This window comes from Sphaerochaeta pleomorpha str. Grapes (assembly GCF_000236685.1).
Taxonomy (GTDB): domain Bacteria; phylum Spirochaetota; class Spirochaetia; order Sphaerochaetales; family Sphaerochaetaceae; genus Sphaerochaeta; species Sphaerochaeta pleomorpha.
The window spans coordinates 3,296,581-3,312,561 of the sequence record NC_016633.1; the positions used below are offsets into that span (position 1 = coordinate 3,296,581).

General features: G+C 46.4%; 12 protein-coding genes and 1 tRNA gene. 9 read left to right on the forward strand and 4 right to left on the reverse strand.

The genetic code is table 11. The features are described 5' to 3' along the window. Position 1: 1 nt before the first annotated feature. Positions 2-298 carry a membrane protein insertion efficiency factor YidD gene (yidD, locus tag SPIGRAPES_RS15055; RefSeq protein WP_014271615.1) on the reverse strand — a complete coding sequence of 99 codons (297 nt, stop codon included), beginning with the start codon at positions 296-298 and terminating at the stop codon, positions 2-4. A gap of 131 nt (positions 299-429) precedes the next feature. On the opposite strand from yidD, the gene SPIGRAPES_RS17105 reads away from it, so the two are divergent. The 8 genes from SPIGRAPES_RS17105 (at position 430) to SPIGRAPES_RS15090 (ending at position 10,133) form a co-directional block, all read left to right on the forward strand. Beyond that, positions 430-600 carry a hypothetical protein gene (locus tag SPIGRAPES_RS17105; protein WP_014271616.1) on the forward strand — a complete coding sequence of 57 codons (171 nt, stop codon included), beginning with the start codon at positions 430-432 and terminating at the stop codon, positions 598-600. Between the two features lie 190 nt (positions 601-790). After that, positions 791-3,619, forward strand: coding sequence for a 5'-nucleotidase C-terminal domain-containing protein (locus SPIGRAPES_RS15060; protein WP_014271617.1), 2,829 nt, complete (start codon positions 791-793; stop codon positions 3,617-3,619). A 426-nt stretch (positions 3,620-4,045) separates the two neighbouring features. Next, a tRNA-Asn gene (locus tag SPIGRAPES_RS15065) sits at positions 4,046-4,118 on the forward strand. 315 nt (positions 4,119-4,433) lie between these two features. Continuing rightward, positions 4,434-5,411, forward strand: a complete 978-nt coding sequence (locus SPIGRAPES_RS15070) for a sugar phosphate isomerase/epimerase family protein (protein WP_014271618.1) — start codon at positions 4,434-4,436, stop codon at positions 5,409-5,411. Between the two features lie 59 nt (positions 5,412-5,470). Next, a complete protein-coding gene (locus SPIGRAPES_RS15075) occupies positions 5,471-6,475 on the forward strand; it encodes an autoinducer 2 ABC transporter substrate-binding protein (RefSeq protein ID WP_014271619.1) in 1,005 nt (334 codons plus the stop codon). A gap of 77 nt (positions 6,476-6,552) precedes the next feature. Further along, positions 6,553-8,037, forward strand: coding sequence for a sugar ABC transporter ATP-binding protein (locus SPIGRAPES_RS15080; protein WP_014271620.1), 1,485 nt, complete (start codon positions 6,553-6,555; stop codon positions 8,035-8,037). A 15-nt stretch (positions 8,038-8,052) separates the two neighbouring features. Then, positions 8,053-9,108 carry an ABC transporter permease gene (locus SPIGRAPES_RS15085; RefSeq protein ID WP_014271621.1) on the forward strand — a complete coding sequence of 352 codons (1,056 nt, stop codon included), beginning with the start codon at positions 8,053-8,055 and terminating at the stop codon, positions 9,106-9,108. Then, positions 9,105-10,133, forward strand: a complete 1,029-nt coding sequence (locus SPIGRAPES_RS15090; protein ID WP_014271622.1) for an ABC transporter permease — start codon at positions 9,105-9,107, stop codon at positions 10,131-10,133. Before SPIGRAPES_RS15085 ends, SPIGRAPES_RS15090 begins: the two co-directional genes overlap by 4 nt. Before the next feature lie 55 nt (positions 10,134-10,188). Here the strand turns inward: SPIGRAPES_RS15090 and galE are convergent, their stop codons facing one another. Genes galE through SPIGRAPES_RS15105 form a run of 3 tightly spaced genes read right to left on the reverse strand, consistent with a single transcriptional unit; the run spans position 10,189 to position 13,020 of the window. Beyond that, the gene (gene galE, locus SPIGRAPES_RS15095) at positions 10,189-11,178 is read right to left on the reverse strand and encodes a UDP-glucose 4-epimerase GalE (protein ID WP_014271623.1); all 990 of its coding nucleotides are present in this window, start codon (positions 11,176-11,178) and stop codon (positions 10,189-10,191) included. Between the two features lie 37 nt (positions 11,179-11,215). Then, the gene (locus SPIGRAPES_RS15100; RefSeq protein ID WP_014271624.1) at positions 11,216-12,553 is read right to left on the reverse strand and encodes a phosphomannomutase/phosphoglucomutase; all 1,338 of its coding nucleotides are present in this window, start codon (positions 12,551-12,553) and stop codon (positions 11,216-11,218) included. A gap of 8 nt (positions 12,554-12,561) precedes the next feature. After that, entirely contained in the window at positions 12,562-13,020 is a 459-nt protein-coding gene (locus SPIGRAPES_RS15105; protein WP_014271625.1) for a hypothetical protein, read from the reverse strand. A gap of 76 nt (positions 13,021-13,096) precedes the next feature. Here SPIGRAPES_RS15105 and SPIGRAPES_RS16720 point away from each other — a divergent pair, with 76 nt between their 5' ends. Continuing rightward, complete coding sequence (locus SPIGRAPES_RS16720) at positions 13,097-15,781, forward strand: class I SAM-dependent methyltransferase (RefSeq protein WP_014271626.1); 2,685 nt, start codon at positions 13,097-13,099, stop codon at positions 15,779-15,781. Positions 15,782-15,981 lie beyond the last annotated feature (200 nt).

The following is a 15,981-nucleotide window of genomic DNA, read 5'->3' on the forward strand; positions in this document are numbered from 1 at the left end:
CCTAATGGCGGCGGAAGAGGATGTACGCGTCTTTAATGGCTTTCCAGGACCAGGTTTCAGGGACAAGGTCTTTTCCGCCCATAAACATCCTGCTGCAACGAAATATGCGCGCCAGACCCATTATTCCGCCCTTTATGCAGCCATGTTTGAAAACGGCGTCTACCATATAGGATGAGCAACTCGGAGAATAGATGCAGCTTTGTCCGAAGAAAGGGGAAAGCAACCCTTTATAGAGGTATACAGGAACGAGGAATATATTCTTTAACAACCTATGCAGAACAGTACTAAGTTTTTCCATATACTATAGATAATATGATTTACAAAGGTGTTGTTCAATAACTTGGGAAAAAAAATTAGTAAGGGATTTGACTTAGGTGAAAAGAATCGGTATAGTTCTTATGACTATGATTTTATTGGAGGGATACTAATATGGCAGGAAACATATCCAAGAATGCTCGACGTGAAGGTGCGAAAGTGCTGACCAGTCGTTGGGGCGGTACTATTAAAATGAAAGCAGTTTTCGAAAACGGCAAATTGCGCCATGTCGCTTATTGTGAAAAAAGTGGTAATACCGCACGCAAGCCTAAAGACTTGATGTAAGTTTACATTACAAGAAAATTGTAAGGATGAGCCTGTGATTATTATTATCACAGGCTTACTTTTTTGGCTTTTACAGCCGTAAAATAGAAAAAATCCATCATTTTTGATGTATCCACTTTTTCGAGTGTGTGTTATAGTGTTGTTGAGTACGTATACAACGACACATGAGAACGTCATGAGGAGGAAACACGTGAAACGTCTTTCAAGAACAATTATGACAGCAATGCTGGTTGCTTTGTTGGCTTTTACCCTTGTAGGTTGTCAAAGTACCGCAAAGGTTGAGTCAATTCCACCGGCCCCTGTTGTAGAACCTGCTCCCGAGCCCGTAGCTCCCGTAGCAGAAGTTCCCGCAACCATCGAAAAGGTTGCAGAACCTGTAAAGGTTGCAGCACCTGTAGAGGTTGCAGCACCTGCTAAGGTAGCAGAACCGGTCAAAGTTGAGCCCGCCAAAGCGGTAGCTCCACAGGAAATGACAGAATACCCTTACGGTGTAAAATTGATTGAAAAGAACAATTCCGGAACGAAGGTGTTTGATCTTTTCATTGTCCATACTAACGACATTAACGGCAATATTTATGCCGAGAATGGTGGTATGGGTGTAGCTAAGCTTTCAACTATGCTGAAAGCCGCTCAGGGTATCACTGACAACTGGTTGCTTTTAAACTCGGGAAGCGTTGGTGAATTGCCAGCTTCTGCTTTTCAAACTGCAGCAGATGTAATTGATGGACTTGGTTATGATGCATATACCCCACAGGCTATTCAGCTTGCCACCGGTATTGCAGGAACCAAAAAAGCCATTCCCCTCAGTGCAAATGCGCTTGATTCAAAAGGCTATCTGGTTGCTCAGCCCTATCAGGTCTATGATTTCAACGGATTCAAGGTTGCAGTCGTAGGTCTCGTAGCGCCCAAAGCCATCCAGGGTGTTTCCTTTACAAGTGATTTGATCCTTCAGAATGCACAGGCTGCAATCGACATCGCAAAACAGTATGTTGATTACGTCGTTGTTCTCGGCGACCTTGGAAGCAAGGGCCAGTTGAACAGTGATTTCGTCTGCCAGAACTTGAATGGGATTGATCTTTTTGTAGACGGAAACGGAAGTGCTGAAGCAAAGACGGTCAATGGTACATTGATTGTTCGCGCTGACCAGAATCTCCAGAGCCTCGGTGCCGTTCAGCTCCATGTTGAAAATGGTGCTGTTACTGCCACCTATCCTATGATTCTTCCTGCAAAGGACGTTCTTGATCCTGCTCACTCCCAGATTGCAAAAGCTTTCAGTGGTGTTGCACAGGCCTATGGATATTCCCTTACCTCAGTTCCTGAGGATCCAGCCATTGTTTCTTTGATCGGGCCAACCCCGGTGAAGAAAGCCGCGGTAGTAGCTCCTGCAAAAGCAGCAGCTCCTGCTAAAGCAGCTGAACCTGCTCCTGTTGTAGCTCCTGCTCCTGTTGTTGCCCCTGCTCCAGCTCCGGCACCAGCTCCTGCAAAGGTTGCTGTTGAAGCAAAGAAACCTGAGATTGTCTATCCTTATGGTGTGAAAGAAATCCAGAAGAACGAAGACGGTGCAAAGGAATTTGACCTGTTTGTTGTTCATACCAACGACGTACATGCTCGTATTACACCGGCAGACGGCGGAATGGGTTATTCCAAGCTTGCTACCATGTTGAAGATGGGCAGAGCTTTGACTGACAACATTCTTTTGCTCGATGCTGGCGATGTCACCCATGGCACAAACCTTGCGAACATGTTCGAAGGCGAGCCCGTTGGTGTACTTCTCGATATGCTCGGGTACGATGCTGTTGCTCCTGGTAACCACGATTTCAACTATGGAAAAGATCGTCTTATCGAAGCTGCAAAGTATGCAGAAGCAAATACCAGTCTCAAGGTCTTGAGTGCCAACATCCTCGATAAAGATGGATATTTGGTGTTCCAGCCTTACCAGGTATATGATTTCAACGGATTCAAGGTTGCTGTCGTCGGTCTCACCACCCCCGATACTGCTACCAAGACCCATCCTAAAAATGTCCAAGGTCTTTCTTTCATGGATGATGTAATCATTCAGAATGCACAGGCTGCCATCGATGTTGCCCGTTCAATGGTTGACTATATCATTGTTCTCGGCCATATCGGTCTTGACTATGATGGAGCTTCAGGCATTACCAGCGACTTGATCTGCCAGAATGTTAAGGGAATCGACTTGTTTGTAGATGGTCACAGCCACACTACCCTCGAACAGGGTAAGAAAGTTGGTGACACTCTCATCGTACAGACTGGTTCCTATATGCAGAATGTTGGTGTTGTACAGATTCATGTTAAGAATGGAAAAGTTACTGCAACCTATCCGATGTTGATTCCTGCAAAGGACGTTTTGGATCCTAAGAATTCCGCAATGGCCAAGGCCTATGGAATTACTGACATCCCCAACGACCCACAGGTTGATGAATATGTCGGTTACATGACTGCCAAGTTGGGCGACCAGCTTAACAGGGTTATTGCAACTATTCCTGAGACCCTGCAGGGTGAACGTGCCGATGTACGTACCAAGCAGACCAACCTCTCCAAGCTTATTACAAAGGCTATGACCGAAGAAAGCGGCGCTGACTTTGCCATCACCAATGGCGGCGGTATCCGTACTTCGATTGCAGCTGGAAACGTAACAGTTGGCGATGTAGTCAAGGTGCTTCCTTTCACAAACATCATCACCGTTTGTGAGATCAAGGGTTCTGAAGTCTATGCTGCTCTCGAGCATGGCTACAGCATGTTGCCTGAGACCAATGGTGCTTTCTCCCAGACTGACCTTCAGGTTGTTTACAACCGGTATGCAGCTCCTGGAAAACGTATCCTGCGCGTCTTGCTCAACGGAAAGGTCCTTGATAAGAATGCTACCTATAAAGTAGCTACCAATGACTTCATGGCTGCTGGCGGCGATGGATACACCATGTTCGGTAAGGTCCTTACTGAAGGCTCCTTGCTCAGTGATGTGTTCATGGATTACCTTGCAGCTAACTATCCTGTGAAGTAGTTCCGATTTACTGATTATTCTGGGCGGTTTCCTTCGGGGAGCCGCCCATTTCTTGTTTTAGCCATAGCTATTACTTATTTGCTCCTACATTGAGTTTTCTATGTTTGGATAGGTGATTTATACACATTCGGGGTAGGGTCGCTTGGTGTTCCATTTTTAGCTGTTTCCGTACTTGTTTGCTATCATGTGCTAGTACAACTGTGTTTTCATTGGAATTGCAAAGGAATGACGCGCTGCAGTAGGTTAGCTTTTACAGAAAAAGGCATCAATATTTTATTTTCTCACTGTTCCTGCGTTATTTGCAAAGTCTTTTCCGCTTACTTGAGAACAATCGCTTCCCAGTACGAAAAAAGTTTACCCTTTTTTTTAAACAGCTTGACATAAACAGGCCTATACGGTATCTTAGCTATCGTTCTAGAGAGTTATTCGCCTATAGCTCAGTCGGTAGAGCAGATGGCTGTTAACCATCTTGTCGGGGGTTCAAATCCCTCTGGGCGAGCTAACACACTGAAAGCATTCCTCAAAAGGGAATGCTTCTTTTTTTTCTTGCATCCTGCTATGCATAGCCATTCACCTGACCCTTGTTTTATCATCCAACGAAATATACAGATCAAAAATAGGTACCAAGTAGTAAGAAACCGAAGCCTGGGTTGCCCTATGCTTTATTTCTCAATCTCCCAATGCATCAGAAACACCCTTGGATTTGTATTTAATCAACTTTTCGTCAGAGATGAAACCTTGACAGCTCAATATTTTGGATTCTTATAATACAAAACAGGTTGTCGGAAAATCCTAATTGATTGGGAGGTTACGAATGGCAAAGCATAGTATCATTCTCGGAAATGTCGGAAATTTTACAGACCGATTCATGGGTGTTGGTTACCAGAGGGATTATACCTTGGAGGAAATGTTCGATAGGGTAAAATCGGTGAAAGGGGTCACAGGGGTCGAGTTGGTAGGCAATTGGCATATTAACGAAAGAAACTTCAAGCAGGTCAAAAAAAACCTCGAGAGGACTGAACTTTCCCTGGTATCGATCATTCCTGATCATTTCGGGATACCTGAGTATGGGAAGGGGGCTTTTACTTCAAAAGACCCGAAGATCCGGGAAAAAGCAGTATCTGATACGAAAGTGATGATAGACATAGCCGTTGAGCTAGGTGGCGATTTAATCAGCCTATGGCCTGGGCAGGATGGATATGACTATTTCTTCCAAGGGAATTACATAGACGAGAGGGGTTGGTTTGAGGAAGGCGTCAGGGCCTGCTGTACCTATCGCCCGAGTTGCAAGATCTCAATCGAATATAAACCAAAGGAACCTAGGAATTTCAGTTATGCTTCAAACGTTACGTCAACGCTACTGATGGTTCAACAGATCAACCTTTCCAACCTAGGGGTTACCATTGACTATGGCCATGGCTCGGTAGCCGGTGAGAATCTTGCTGAGAGTGTAGCCATTCTCAAAAAATATGGTAACAAACTGTTTCATGTGCATATGAATGATAATTATGGTTCTTGGGATGACGATATGATAACCGGTTCCATCCATACCATCCCATTTATAGAGTTTTTTTACTGGTTGAAGAAGACTGGCTATGAAGGCTATATCTCAACAGACCAATATCCGTACAGGGAAGATGGCAGGGATGCCTGTAACGAGTCTGTACGGTGGTTTGATGTGTTTGAATCAATGGTGGACAGGATAGACGAACAAAAGATTACAGCACTTTATGAAACAGGAAATGCCTGTGATATAAGCGCATTCCTGCGTGACTTGATGTTTGGGAGGTGAAGACAATCCGAGGTTACATTTCTTCAATGGGAAGAAATTAAAAAAATGGAGGATACTGTATGAAGAAGATTGCTGTTTTGGCCCTTTCTCTTTTTGTGGTTGGTACTCTGCTTTTTGGTGCTGCCCAGGCAGAAAAGAAGACCGATTGGGAAATTGTCGTTGTTCCGAAGGATGCCTCGAATCCTTGGTTTGTCAGGATGGATGTAGGTGTCAAGGAATATGCTAAGCAAACAGGGTTGAATGTGTATCAGAAGGGGACAGCCCAAATCGACGCAACCCTTCAGGCTCAGTTGATCCAAGACCTTATCGCCCAGGGTGTTGATGCCATTTGTGTGGTTCCTGTAGATATCGAATCAGTGGAACCGGTTCTTGCCCAAGCCAGAAAGGCTGGAATAGTCGTTATCGCGCATGAAGGGTCCGCACTGGAAAATGTTGATTATGATATTGAAGCCTTCTCCAATGCCGGATACGGTGCTTTCATAATGGATAACCTGGCAGAGGCAATGCATGGGGAAGGGGTCTACACCACCATGGTAGCTTCCCTTACCAATGGATCCCATAACGAATGGGCAGATGCAGGTGTTGCCCACCAGATAGCAACCTATCCGAAGATGAAACTGCTTGAGGAAAGGAAAAGGGTAGAGTCGAATGACAATGGGGATGTCGCCTATAACGCTGCAAAGGAACTCTTCAAGAAATATCCCAACCTCAAAGGTATCATGGGGACCTCTTCCTATGATGCTCCGGGCGTTGCCAGGGCCATTGAGGAACTCGGGCTTATCGACAAAGCTTTTACCTCTGGAACCGGAATGCCCTTGGATAATGCGGAGTTGCTGAAAAGCGGGATTGTCAAATCCTTGACCCTTTGGGATCCTGCCCTTGCAGGCAAAGCAATGGTTGCCCTGGCTGTCAAAGTACTCAAAGGCGAACAGATTACCGATCCCGTTGACCTTGGGGTTGATGGCTATACGGCAATGAAATTCAAGAAAGGAAGTAAAACGGTACTTGAAGGCGAAGGCTGGATTGTAATCAATAAAGACAACGTATATGACTTTGGCTTCTAGCATGGGATACTGAGCGTTTGCCCTGTCACCTGAAAAGAGTGGCAGGGCATTCCCATAGACAGTGTGGAGGTTGTCGCATGGCAGAGAGTTTACTCAAGGCTGTTGGTATTTATAAGGCATTTATTGGAGTACAGGCACTCAAAGGCATCGACCTGGAGATCAAGAGTGGAGAGATACATTGCCTTGCCGGGGAAAACGGTTGTGGCAAATCGACCCTGATAAAAATCATCTCCGGTGTGTATACTCCTGATTCTGGCTATATTGAATTCAATGGAAAAAAATATAGCAAAATTTCCCCAAAAGAGGCAATTTCCAATGGAATCCAGGTTATATACCAGGACCTGTCAATATTTCCGAACCTAACGGTTATGGAAAACCTTGCCCTGAACAATGAGCTTGCCGATAAACGCAAACTGGTCAACTGGAAACGAATGAGACGTATTGCCCAGGAAGCTATTGAGAAGATCAACTTCCATGTTGACCTCGATGTCCAGGTAAGCACGCTTTCGGTTGCCGAAAAACAGATGATTGCCATTAGTCGTGCCCTCATGTTCAATGCACGGTTGATAATCATGGATGAGCCCACGACTGCCCTCACAAGGGTTGAAGTCCAGCAATTGTTCAAGATTATCTTGAAGTTGAAAGCACAGGGCATATCGATTCTGTTTGTCAGCCATAAACTCAATGAGGTATTCGAAATCTCCGAACGGTTTACCATTTTTAGGAATGGGGAACTTATAGTCACTGGAAATACTGCAGATCTCGACTCAAAGAAATTTTCCTACTATATGACAGGTAGAAAATTTGAAGAAAAGCATTTTGTCCCTCAGGACATCTCGGGAGAGCCCTTGTTCGAAGGAAGGAAAATTGGACTCTCCGGTAGTTTCGAGAGCATTGACTTCCAACTTAAAAAAGGTGAAATTCTCGGGGTTACCGGGTTGCTCGATTCAGGGAGAACAGAGTTTGCCCTGTCTTTGTTCGGCATTCATCCCCTCGACAGCGGGGAGTTGTTTCTCAATGGAAAAAAGCTGCATATAAAAAACCCACAGGTTGCAGTGGCCAATAAAATTGGCTATGTCCCTGAAGACCGGTTGAGTGAAGGCCTTTTTCTCCCGCAAAGCATCGCCGATAACATTATCGTCTCCGAATTGGATAGTCTGTCCAGGAAAGCGGGCATCCTGGATACGGAAAAAAGAAGAAGTGAAATTGAAAAATGGTTGAAACATCTTTCTATCTCCACTCCGAATGCAAATAATGCCTGTCAGACGCTGTCAGGGGGAAACCAGCAACGGGTAGTCCTGGCAAAATGGCTTGCCTGTAATCTGCAGATCCTGATTCTCAATGGGCCTACCGTCGGCGTTGATATCGGTTCCAAACATGATATTCATGAAATATTGCAGAAACTTGCCTGGGAGGGATTGGGAATAATCGTTATTTCGGACGATCTTCCGGAAGTGCTTGCAGTCTGTTCCCGGATCCTTGTCATGAAATCGGGGAGAATAGTGGCAGAAATGCTTGCCCACGATGCCGATGAACAGAAAATATTGTCTTTAATGATGTAGGGAAGGGGGTCGACTGTGCCGAAATCGTTTGAATTTACCATAAGGAAACTGTCACGCAGGAATGAGCCGTACATTTTTCTCGTCCTTTTGGCATTATGCCTACTCATTGAATTCCGCTCTGGTCAATTTTTTTCATCAAATAATATCGTCGATATTGCCTCAGCAATGATTGTTCCGGGGTTGTTTGCGATCTGCGCCTTCATGGTGCTCGTTTCAGGGGGGATAGATGTTTCCTTCCCTGCCTTGGCTTCTTTGAGCACGTATGCAACGACAAAGCTGCTCTTGGACGTCAACTATGAGGGTGGGGTTTGGTTACCCATTCTGATGGCCGTGGTAATCGGGGCTTTGCTAGGAGCTTTCAACGGATTGTTCATTGGATATTTTCAACTTCCTGCCCTTATCGTAACCTTGGGTTCTTCAAGTGTCTTCAAAGGAATAATGCAGGGGGCGCTGAATGCAAAGCAACTCACCATAATCCCTGTCGGTATGAGAGAATTCGGAACCTCTGCCTTGTTCGTCGCAAAGAATGCCGCCTCTGGGCTGACTTCGAAAATGTCAGTTTCTTTCATCGCCTTTGCTGTGGTCCTGTTCCTCGCTTTCCTAATGCTGAAATATTCGATGTTTGGACGGAGTATCTATGCCATTGGGGGAAATGAGACCAGCGCCTTGCGAGCCGGCATAAGTGTGAAGAAGACAAAATTCCTTATGTATATCCTTGTAGGTATGATTGCCAGCCTGGGGGGAGTGATAAGGACTTGTATGATGCAGCAATGCCATCCTACCAATATGCTCGGGATGGAAATGAATATCATTGCGGGCGTGGTGCTGGGGGGCACTTCGATTACAGGGGGGCTTGGTTCGCTTAGCGGTTGTATGCTGGGCACTTTGCTTATCGTGATTGTCGAGAATTCATTGATTCTCATTGGGGTACCCACCTCCTGGCGCAGCGTGTTTGTGGGGGCCCTGATTATCATAGGGACGGCTGTGAGTGCCTATCAGGTAAGCAGAATGACCAAGGGCACCAAGAAGTCTAGGGTTAAGGCCCGCAGGGAAAAGGAGGCCTTACGATGAGAACGGGTAACTCTGTACGCTCAACGATGAGAAGGACCTATGAAAGCGACCGGCATTTCTGGCGTTTGGTAGTGCTTATTCTCTGTTGGATGATCTTCATGGCAATTACCAAATTCAACAAATTCTATTCATTGTTGAATTTCCAGACCATGGCCTCGCAGTTTCCTGAATTCGGGTTGATGGCCCTTGGGGTTATGGTTTGCATGATAACCGGTGGAATAGACCTCTCTACTGTAGGGGTTGCCAATGTAACTTCGATTCTTATGGCCTTTTTTCTCTTGCGTTTTACCTCAGAAACAGGATCGCTTCCACCCTTTGCCATACCGCTGGTCTTTTTGCTTGCCATTCTTATCGGTGCTATTTGCGGGATTTTTAATGGTTTTTTGATAGCAAAGCTCCACATTCCTCCAATTCTGGCTACCTTGGGTTCCGGAGAATTGTTTACAGGGATCTGCATGGTAATGACTAATGGCAATGCCATAAGTAAGTTTTCAAGAACCTATGCCCAGACAATTAACAATAAAATCGGCGGATTGGTTCCAGTACAATTGCTTGTGTTTTTGGTAATGGCTGGCTTCATATGGTTCCTGCTAGCCAAAACGGTATTCGGGACTAAGATTTATCTTCTCGGCACGAGCTATTCAGCTGCCCGTTTCAGCGGGTTGAATACAAGTCTCCTTCTTTTGAAAACCTATTTGCTTTCAGGAATCTGTGCTGCCCTCGGTGGTATCATCATGCTGGCAAATTATAATTCGGCCAGGGCTGACTATGGAACAGTCTATACGTTGCAATGCATCCTTATCGTCGTATTGGGTGGCGTAAACCCAAACGGGGGAAAGGGGAAGATAAGTGGCGTACTATTTGCCATCATACTACTGCGGATGCTTGAAACCGGCATAAATAGATTCCCGAAGGTCAGTAGCTATTATATTTCCCTAATTTGGGGAGGTGTTCTCATCCTGGTAATGGTTTTGAATTACTTTACCGAGAAAAGCACTCGTACTATTAAAAAAGCGCATGCGTAAGCAGACAAAGAAAAGGAGGCAGAAAATGCCTCCTTTTCTCGATTGATCGCTTTTGTCAGTATGCCTTTGTCTTCGGGGCGTTTGCGAGATAGACTTTCCAGGTCGAGTCAATGATGGACTCAAGGGAAGAATGCTTTGCCGTCCATCCCAGTTCTTTATGGGCCTTCTCGGAAGAGGCAACAAGTTTGGCAGGGTCGCCTGGGCGACGGGCAACATATTGCGCAGGAATTTCTTTCCCGGTAATTTCTCGTGCCGTATCGAGAATCTGCTGGACAGACAATCCAGACTCAGATCCAAGGTTTACAATAAGACTCGTATTGTTGGCCATCAGGTAATCTGCAGCCAGTACATGCCCGTTTGCAAGGTCGGTGACATGGACATAATCTCTCACCCCGGTTCCGTCGGGAGTATTGTAGTCATTGCCAAAAACCAAGAGGTTCGGTCTGATCCCGGAAGCGACTTCCATGACAATAGGGATCAGGTTTGCCGGATTGCTTTCGAGTCCGAGCATTCTTCCCTCCGTGTCATATCCTGCTGCATTGAAATACCTGAGTGAGACATAGTTGAGCCCTTTCAATTGGGAGTACCATTTCAGGTTTTCTTCGATGCAGAGTTTCGTATATCCGTAATAATTTGTCGGGTCTTTGGGATGCTCTTCGTCGACAGGAAGATAAGAGGGCTCCCCATACACTGCGGCAGAAGAGGAAAGGATAAAATTCTTTACATTATGTTTGACACACTCGGTGATGAGGTTCAAGGAACCGGTGATGTTGTTCTCGGAATATTTCTCCGGTTTCAACATTGACTCGCCGGCTGCTTTGAATGCAGCTAGGTGAATGACAGCGTCCCAACCTTCACTCAGGACTTCTCCGACATGCTTGGCATCTAGGATATCGCCTTCGAAGAACTTTGCTTTCTTGTTGATATTGCTTTTAAGGCCTGACGAAAGATTGTCATAGATTCCGATTGTATCGCCACGGTCGAGAAAGGCGAGGGCTACATGGGTTCCGATATACCCAGCGCCTCCGAATAGAAGTACTTTCATATGTATTGTTTCTCCTTAAGAACCAAAATATGGCCGTTTAGTTGAATTGTTTGATAATCGAGGACAATTCAGTAAATTTTTCCTTGAGTTCTGCATCTGTCTTGGCTTCTGCGACAAGGCGTAGGTAAGGTTCCGTGTTTGATTTCCTGACATTGAACCACCAGGTGGGGAATTCAATCCTGTAGCCATCAAAGTCGAGGACTTTCGAAGGATTGTCATGGGTGACAAATCTGTCGAACAGGGCAGAAACCGCAGCATCCTTATATTCAAGCTTGAAATTTACTTCCCCGCTATTTGCATATGCAATAATGGAATCGATCAAGGAACTGAAGGTTTTGCATTCTTTCTTGAGCTGGGCAACAACTTCGAGGACAATGAGGGAAGCCAAAAAGCCGCTGTCGCAATTGTAGAAGTCACGGAAATAGTAATGTCCTGCCAGCTCTCCACCGAAAATGGCATTGAGGTCACGGAGCTTTGTCTTTGCATAGGCATGCCCGACTTTCCAGGTGTAAACAGATGCTCCGAGGTTGGTCAGATATTCTGACGTTGAGCGGCTTGTCCTGATATCGACCAAAACATTGCCCTTTTCGGACTTAAGGTAGTAGGCACCTATTACCGCGGTAATATAGTCCGGCTGGATAAATCTACCTTTCTCGTCAATGAACATGACACGGTCTGCATCTCCATCGTAAATTACCCCGATATCACTGTGGTTGGCGAGAACGGCTTTCTCAAGGTCTTTGCAGTTCTTTTCTTCAAGTGGGTTTGGCTCGTGGGCAGGGAAGGTCCCATCAAAATGATCATACAGGTAATGGGGCTTGTTCCCGAGCAAATCTTTTACCAAGAGGTTTGCCATTCCATGGGAACAGTCGACGGAAATATCGAGAGCGGAAGTATCGGGGACAAACTTTTTCAAGAATGCCAGATAAGGGGTCCTTGCATCTTTTTCAATGACTTTTCCCTTTGTCTCTGCAACCACGATGGAATCATTGGTTACCATATGTTCCAGTTCTTTCAAACCGCTGTCGACACCGACTGGAATCGCTTTGGTCCGGCTTATTTTCAATCCGTTGTATTTTGCAGGGTTATGGCTTGCTGTAATCTGTACAGAGGCATCTGCCTCGAAATGGACGGTGGAAAAATATACCATGGGAGTCGTTGCAAGCCCAATGTTCCAGACGTCGGATCCAGAATCTGTAATACCCTTACAAAGGGATTCGAAGATTTCGTCACTTGTGGTACGGACATCCCTTCCAACCACAACAAATTTGCTTTTCAGCAGTTTGGGGAGGAAATAGCCAATTTTGTAGACTGTTTCCTTGTTAAAATCCTTATTATAGATTCCTCTGATATCATATGCCTTGAAAGCACCCATAGCTCCTCCTAATTATGTAATTCTCCCACAAACGTTTTGCGGTCGATAAGTTCAAAAAAATGCACGGACCCGTCTTTAAGGGTAACCATTTCTACCAGTTGCCGGAAAATCTTGTCAAAGGAATTCGCCGTGTTGACCTTTTTGCTATCCATATACCCTTGGGCCACTTTGATAGCCTGTTGCTTGGTTATGGGTTTTGAATCGGCAACATCTGATACTGCAAAGGAACCTTCATACTTCATAAAGGGTTCTTTCTTTTTGTTTGTCTTTATGGAAAGACCAAACATACTGGGGGTTCGTTCGAAATCCTCGTAATAGAATGAATCCCTGCAGCGGTAAAGAAATACGCCGAATTCCCTAAGAATGTTTTTATCATTTCCGTACCAAGTGGCATAGGTACGCCAAGTAATTGGCCCTTGGTGTCGCTTTTCCAGTTCCTCGATAAAGGCCTGGGCATCGTCTTCCATGTTTTTTCCTCGCTTCTCTAGCTTTTTTCTATATTAGCATATACACTGCTTTGCAGAAAGAGTAATCAGGAAAGACATGGACTACGCTGAAAAAGATTTTGGAAAGATTTTGAAAACCAATGCATTGAAAATGCGTCGGCTGTTGTTAGGAAATGACACGAATTGTATGCGTGTCTACGATAGGAACCTTGAACGTTTTCCGGTAACGGTGGACATGTATGGTCCGTATGCGAGAATTACTGATTACAGTGAAGAGGGCTTGGACGAGGAAACAGAAAGGGTATGCTGCGACATAGTATCCCGGATGTTATATGTCCAGGCGGTACATGTTGTATTCCACCATCGGATCAAGAGGATAGGAAAGGAACAACATGAAACACAGAGCGAGGAATCGCTCATGGCTCAGGTATCGGAAAATGGATTGTTATTTACCGTTGACCTGACAAAACGCATCGATACCGGCTTATTTCTCGATCATATGCTGACAAGGCAAATGGTGATGGGAATGAGCGAGGGTATGACGGTTCTGAATTTATTCTCCTATACAGGTTCGTTTTCCGTATACGCCGCAAAAGGTGGGGCGAAACGAGTTGAATCGGTAGATTTGTCTGGAACCTATACGGCTTGGGCTCAGAAAAACCTTTCGGATAATGGGTTTCCGGAAGAACTGTTCCCTTGTATTGCCTCGGATGCCTGGCGATACGTGGTTGAAGCCGTCCAAGAGGGGCGTCGATACGACTTGATAGTATTTGATCCCCCATGTTTCTCAAACAGCAGGAAGATGGACCATGATTTTGATGTCCAGAGAGACTACCTGCGATGGATTAAGGTGCTTAATGCCCTTTTGACAAAAAATGGAATATTGTTGTTCTCTACAAACCTGAGTAATTTCAGAATGGACAAGGGCGCGATTCGCGGTTACGAGGTTGAAGATATCAGTTCGAGTGTCGCAGCACCGGGCTTTACCAACCGTTTGGGAATCGCAAGAAGTTGGTTGCTATATAAGCAACAGGATGTACGGCTCTATGCAGGTGACCTGCAGACCGTTGACAAGAAAGCTGTAAAGAAACAGCGCGATACAGAAGAATTGGAAGATACAAAAATGACTAAGAAAAAAGAAGTGAAGAGCGAAGAAATGATTGAAGAACGTATTGAAGACGTCAAGGTTGAAGAAAACCTTGCAGAAGAAGCCGTACAGAATGAAGCACTTGTTGAAGAAACTGTAGAGAATGATGCAATTGAAACTGAAGAGAACGATGATTTCGTTGAAGATATTGCTGAAGAAACCGAAGAAGATGACGAAGTCTATGCAGAAGATGATGAAGAGTTGGATTCTGACGACGAGGAAGAAGCTGATGAAGATTTTGATGAAGAATCTGATGAAGCTCCCGTCGAAGATGCAAACACCATCGAAGATGACGTTTTGTCCTTGCAGTGGGATGATGACGATGTAGAACCGATTGCCTCTGTCGAGAAATCGGATGAAAACACTGAACGCAAACCACCCCGTGAGTTTGGACAGGACAGGGATCGTGAAGGCCGTGGCCGTGATGACCGTCGTCCTTCCTATGGAGAGCGCGACTCCAGGCCCAGTGCCGGTGGAGACCGTGAACGCCGCCCTTATGGTGACCGCGATTCAAGGCCTAGCTTCGGTGGAGACCGCGATCGTCGTCCTTCCTATGGCGACCGTGAACGCCGCCCCTATGGAGAGCGTGATTCCAGGCCCAGCTTCGGTGGGGACCGTGACCGTCGTCCTTCCTATGGCGACCGTGATTCCAGGCCCAGTGCAGGTGGAGACCGTGAACGCCGTCCCTATGGAGAGCGTGATTCCAGACCCAGCTTCGGCGGAGACCGTGAACGTCGTCCATATGGCGACCGTGATTCCAGGCCCAGCTTCGGCGGAGACCGTGACCGTCGTCCTTCCTATGGAGAGCGCGATTCCAAGCCCAGCTTCGGCGGAGACCGTGAACGTCGTCCATATGGCGACCGTGATTCCAGGCCCAGCTTCGGTGGAGACCGTCGTCCTTCCTATGGAGAGCGCGATTCCAAGCCCAGCTTCGGTGGAGACCGCGACCGTCGTCCTTCCTATGGAGACCGTGATTCCAAGCCCAGCTTCGGTGGAGACCGTGACCGTCGTCCTTCCTATGGAGACCGTGATTCCAAGCCCAGCTTCGGTGGAGACCGTGACCGTCGTCCTTCCTATGGCGACCGTGATTCCAAGCCCAGCTTCGGTGGAGACCGCGACCGTCGTCCTTCCTATGGAGACCGTGATTCCAAGCCCAGCTTCGGTGGAGACCGCGACCGTCGTCCTTCCTATGGAGACCGCGATTCCAAGCCCAGCTTCGGCGGAGACCGTGAACGTCGTCCATATGGCGACCGTGATTCCAGGCCCAGCTTCGGTGGAGACCGTGACCGTCGTCCTTCCTATGGCGATCGTGATTCCAAGCCCAGCTTCGGCGGAGATCGTGACCGTCGTCCTTCCTATGGCGACCGTGATTCCAAGCCCAGCTTCGGTGGAGACCGTGAACGCCGTCCTTCTTATGGCGACCGTGGTGCAAGACCTGGTTTCGGTGGAGACCGCGACCGTCGTCCTTCCTTTGGTGACCGTGACAGGACTCCTGTTGCTGGTGGCGAAAGGCGCGATAGGAACTCTGCCCCCAAGCCTTATGGTTATGACAAGTTCAAGACCACCCGTACCCGTGGACAGGAAGAGAATACAGATTCTTTCTTCTGGCTCGAGGATCACAAAGACGACAAATAGGTTTAAAACCTGTTATTGTTGATAACTGATAGTTTAAAAAACCCCCAGAAGTTGGCGACAACCCCTGGGGGTTTCTCTCCTGTTTCTTTCTTGCCCCTTTTTTTTAGGTTCATGAGATTTTCTTGTAGGTTTTCTCCCAATTCTCTTTTGTCTTCATTTGTTTCTCAATGGCAGCCCTCAAGAGGTCCGTTCGAGATAGG

What these genes read in the sequence shown, in the direction of transcription:
- yidD (WP_014271615.1), bottom strand. Translation starts at nt 298, where the DNA reads ATGGAAAAACTTAGTACTGTTCTGCATAGGTTGTTAAAGAATATATTC.
- SPIGRAPES_RS17105 (WP_014271616.1), top strand. Translation starts at nt 430, where the DNA reads ATGGCAGGAAACATATCCAAGAATGCTCGACGTGAAGGTGCGAAAGTG.
- SPIGRAPES_RS15070 (WP_014271618.1), top strand. Translation starts at nt 4,434, where the DNA reads ATGGCAAAGCATAGTATCATTCTCGGAAATGTCGGAAATTTTACAGAC.
- SPIGRAPES_RS15075 (WP_014271619.1), top strand. Translation starts at nt 5,471, where the DNA reads ATGAAGAAGATTGCTGTTTTGGCCCTTTCTCTTTTTGTGGTTGGTACT.
- SPIGRAPES_RS15080 (WP_014271620.1), top strand. Translation starts at nt 6,553, where the DNA reads ATGGCAGAGAGTTTACTCAAGGCTGTTGGTATTTATAAGGCATTTATT.
- SPIGRAPES_RS15090 (WP_014271622.1), top strand. Translation starts at nt 9,105, where the DNA reads ATGAGAACGGGTAACTCTGTACGCTCAACGATGAGAAGGACCTATGAA.
- galE (WP_014271623.1), bottom strand. Translation starts at nt 11,178, where the DNA reads ATGAAAGTACTTCTATTCGGAGGCGCTGGGTATATCGGAACCCATGTA.
- SPIGRAPES_RS15100 (WP_014271624.1), bottom strand. Translation starts at nt 12,553, where the DNA reads ATGGGTGCTTTCAAGGCATATGATATCAGAGGAATCTATAATAAGGAT.
- SPIGRAPES_RS15105 (WP_014271625.1), bottom strand. Translation starts at nt 13,020, where the DNA reads ATGGAAGACGATGCCCAGGCCTTTATCGAGGAACTGGAAAAGCGACAC.
- SPIGRAPES_RS16720 (WP_014271626.1), top strand. Translation starts at nt 13,097, where the DNA reads ATGGACTACGCTGAAAAAGATTTTGGAAAGATTTTGAAAACCAATGCA.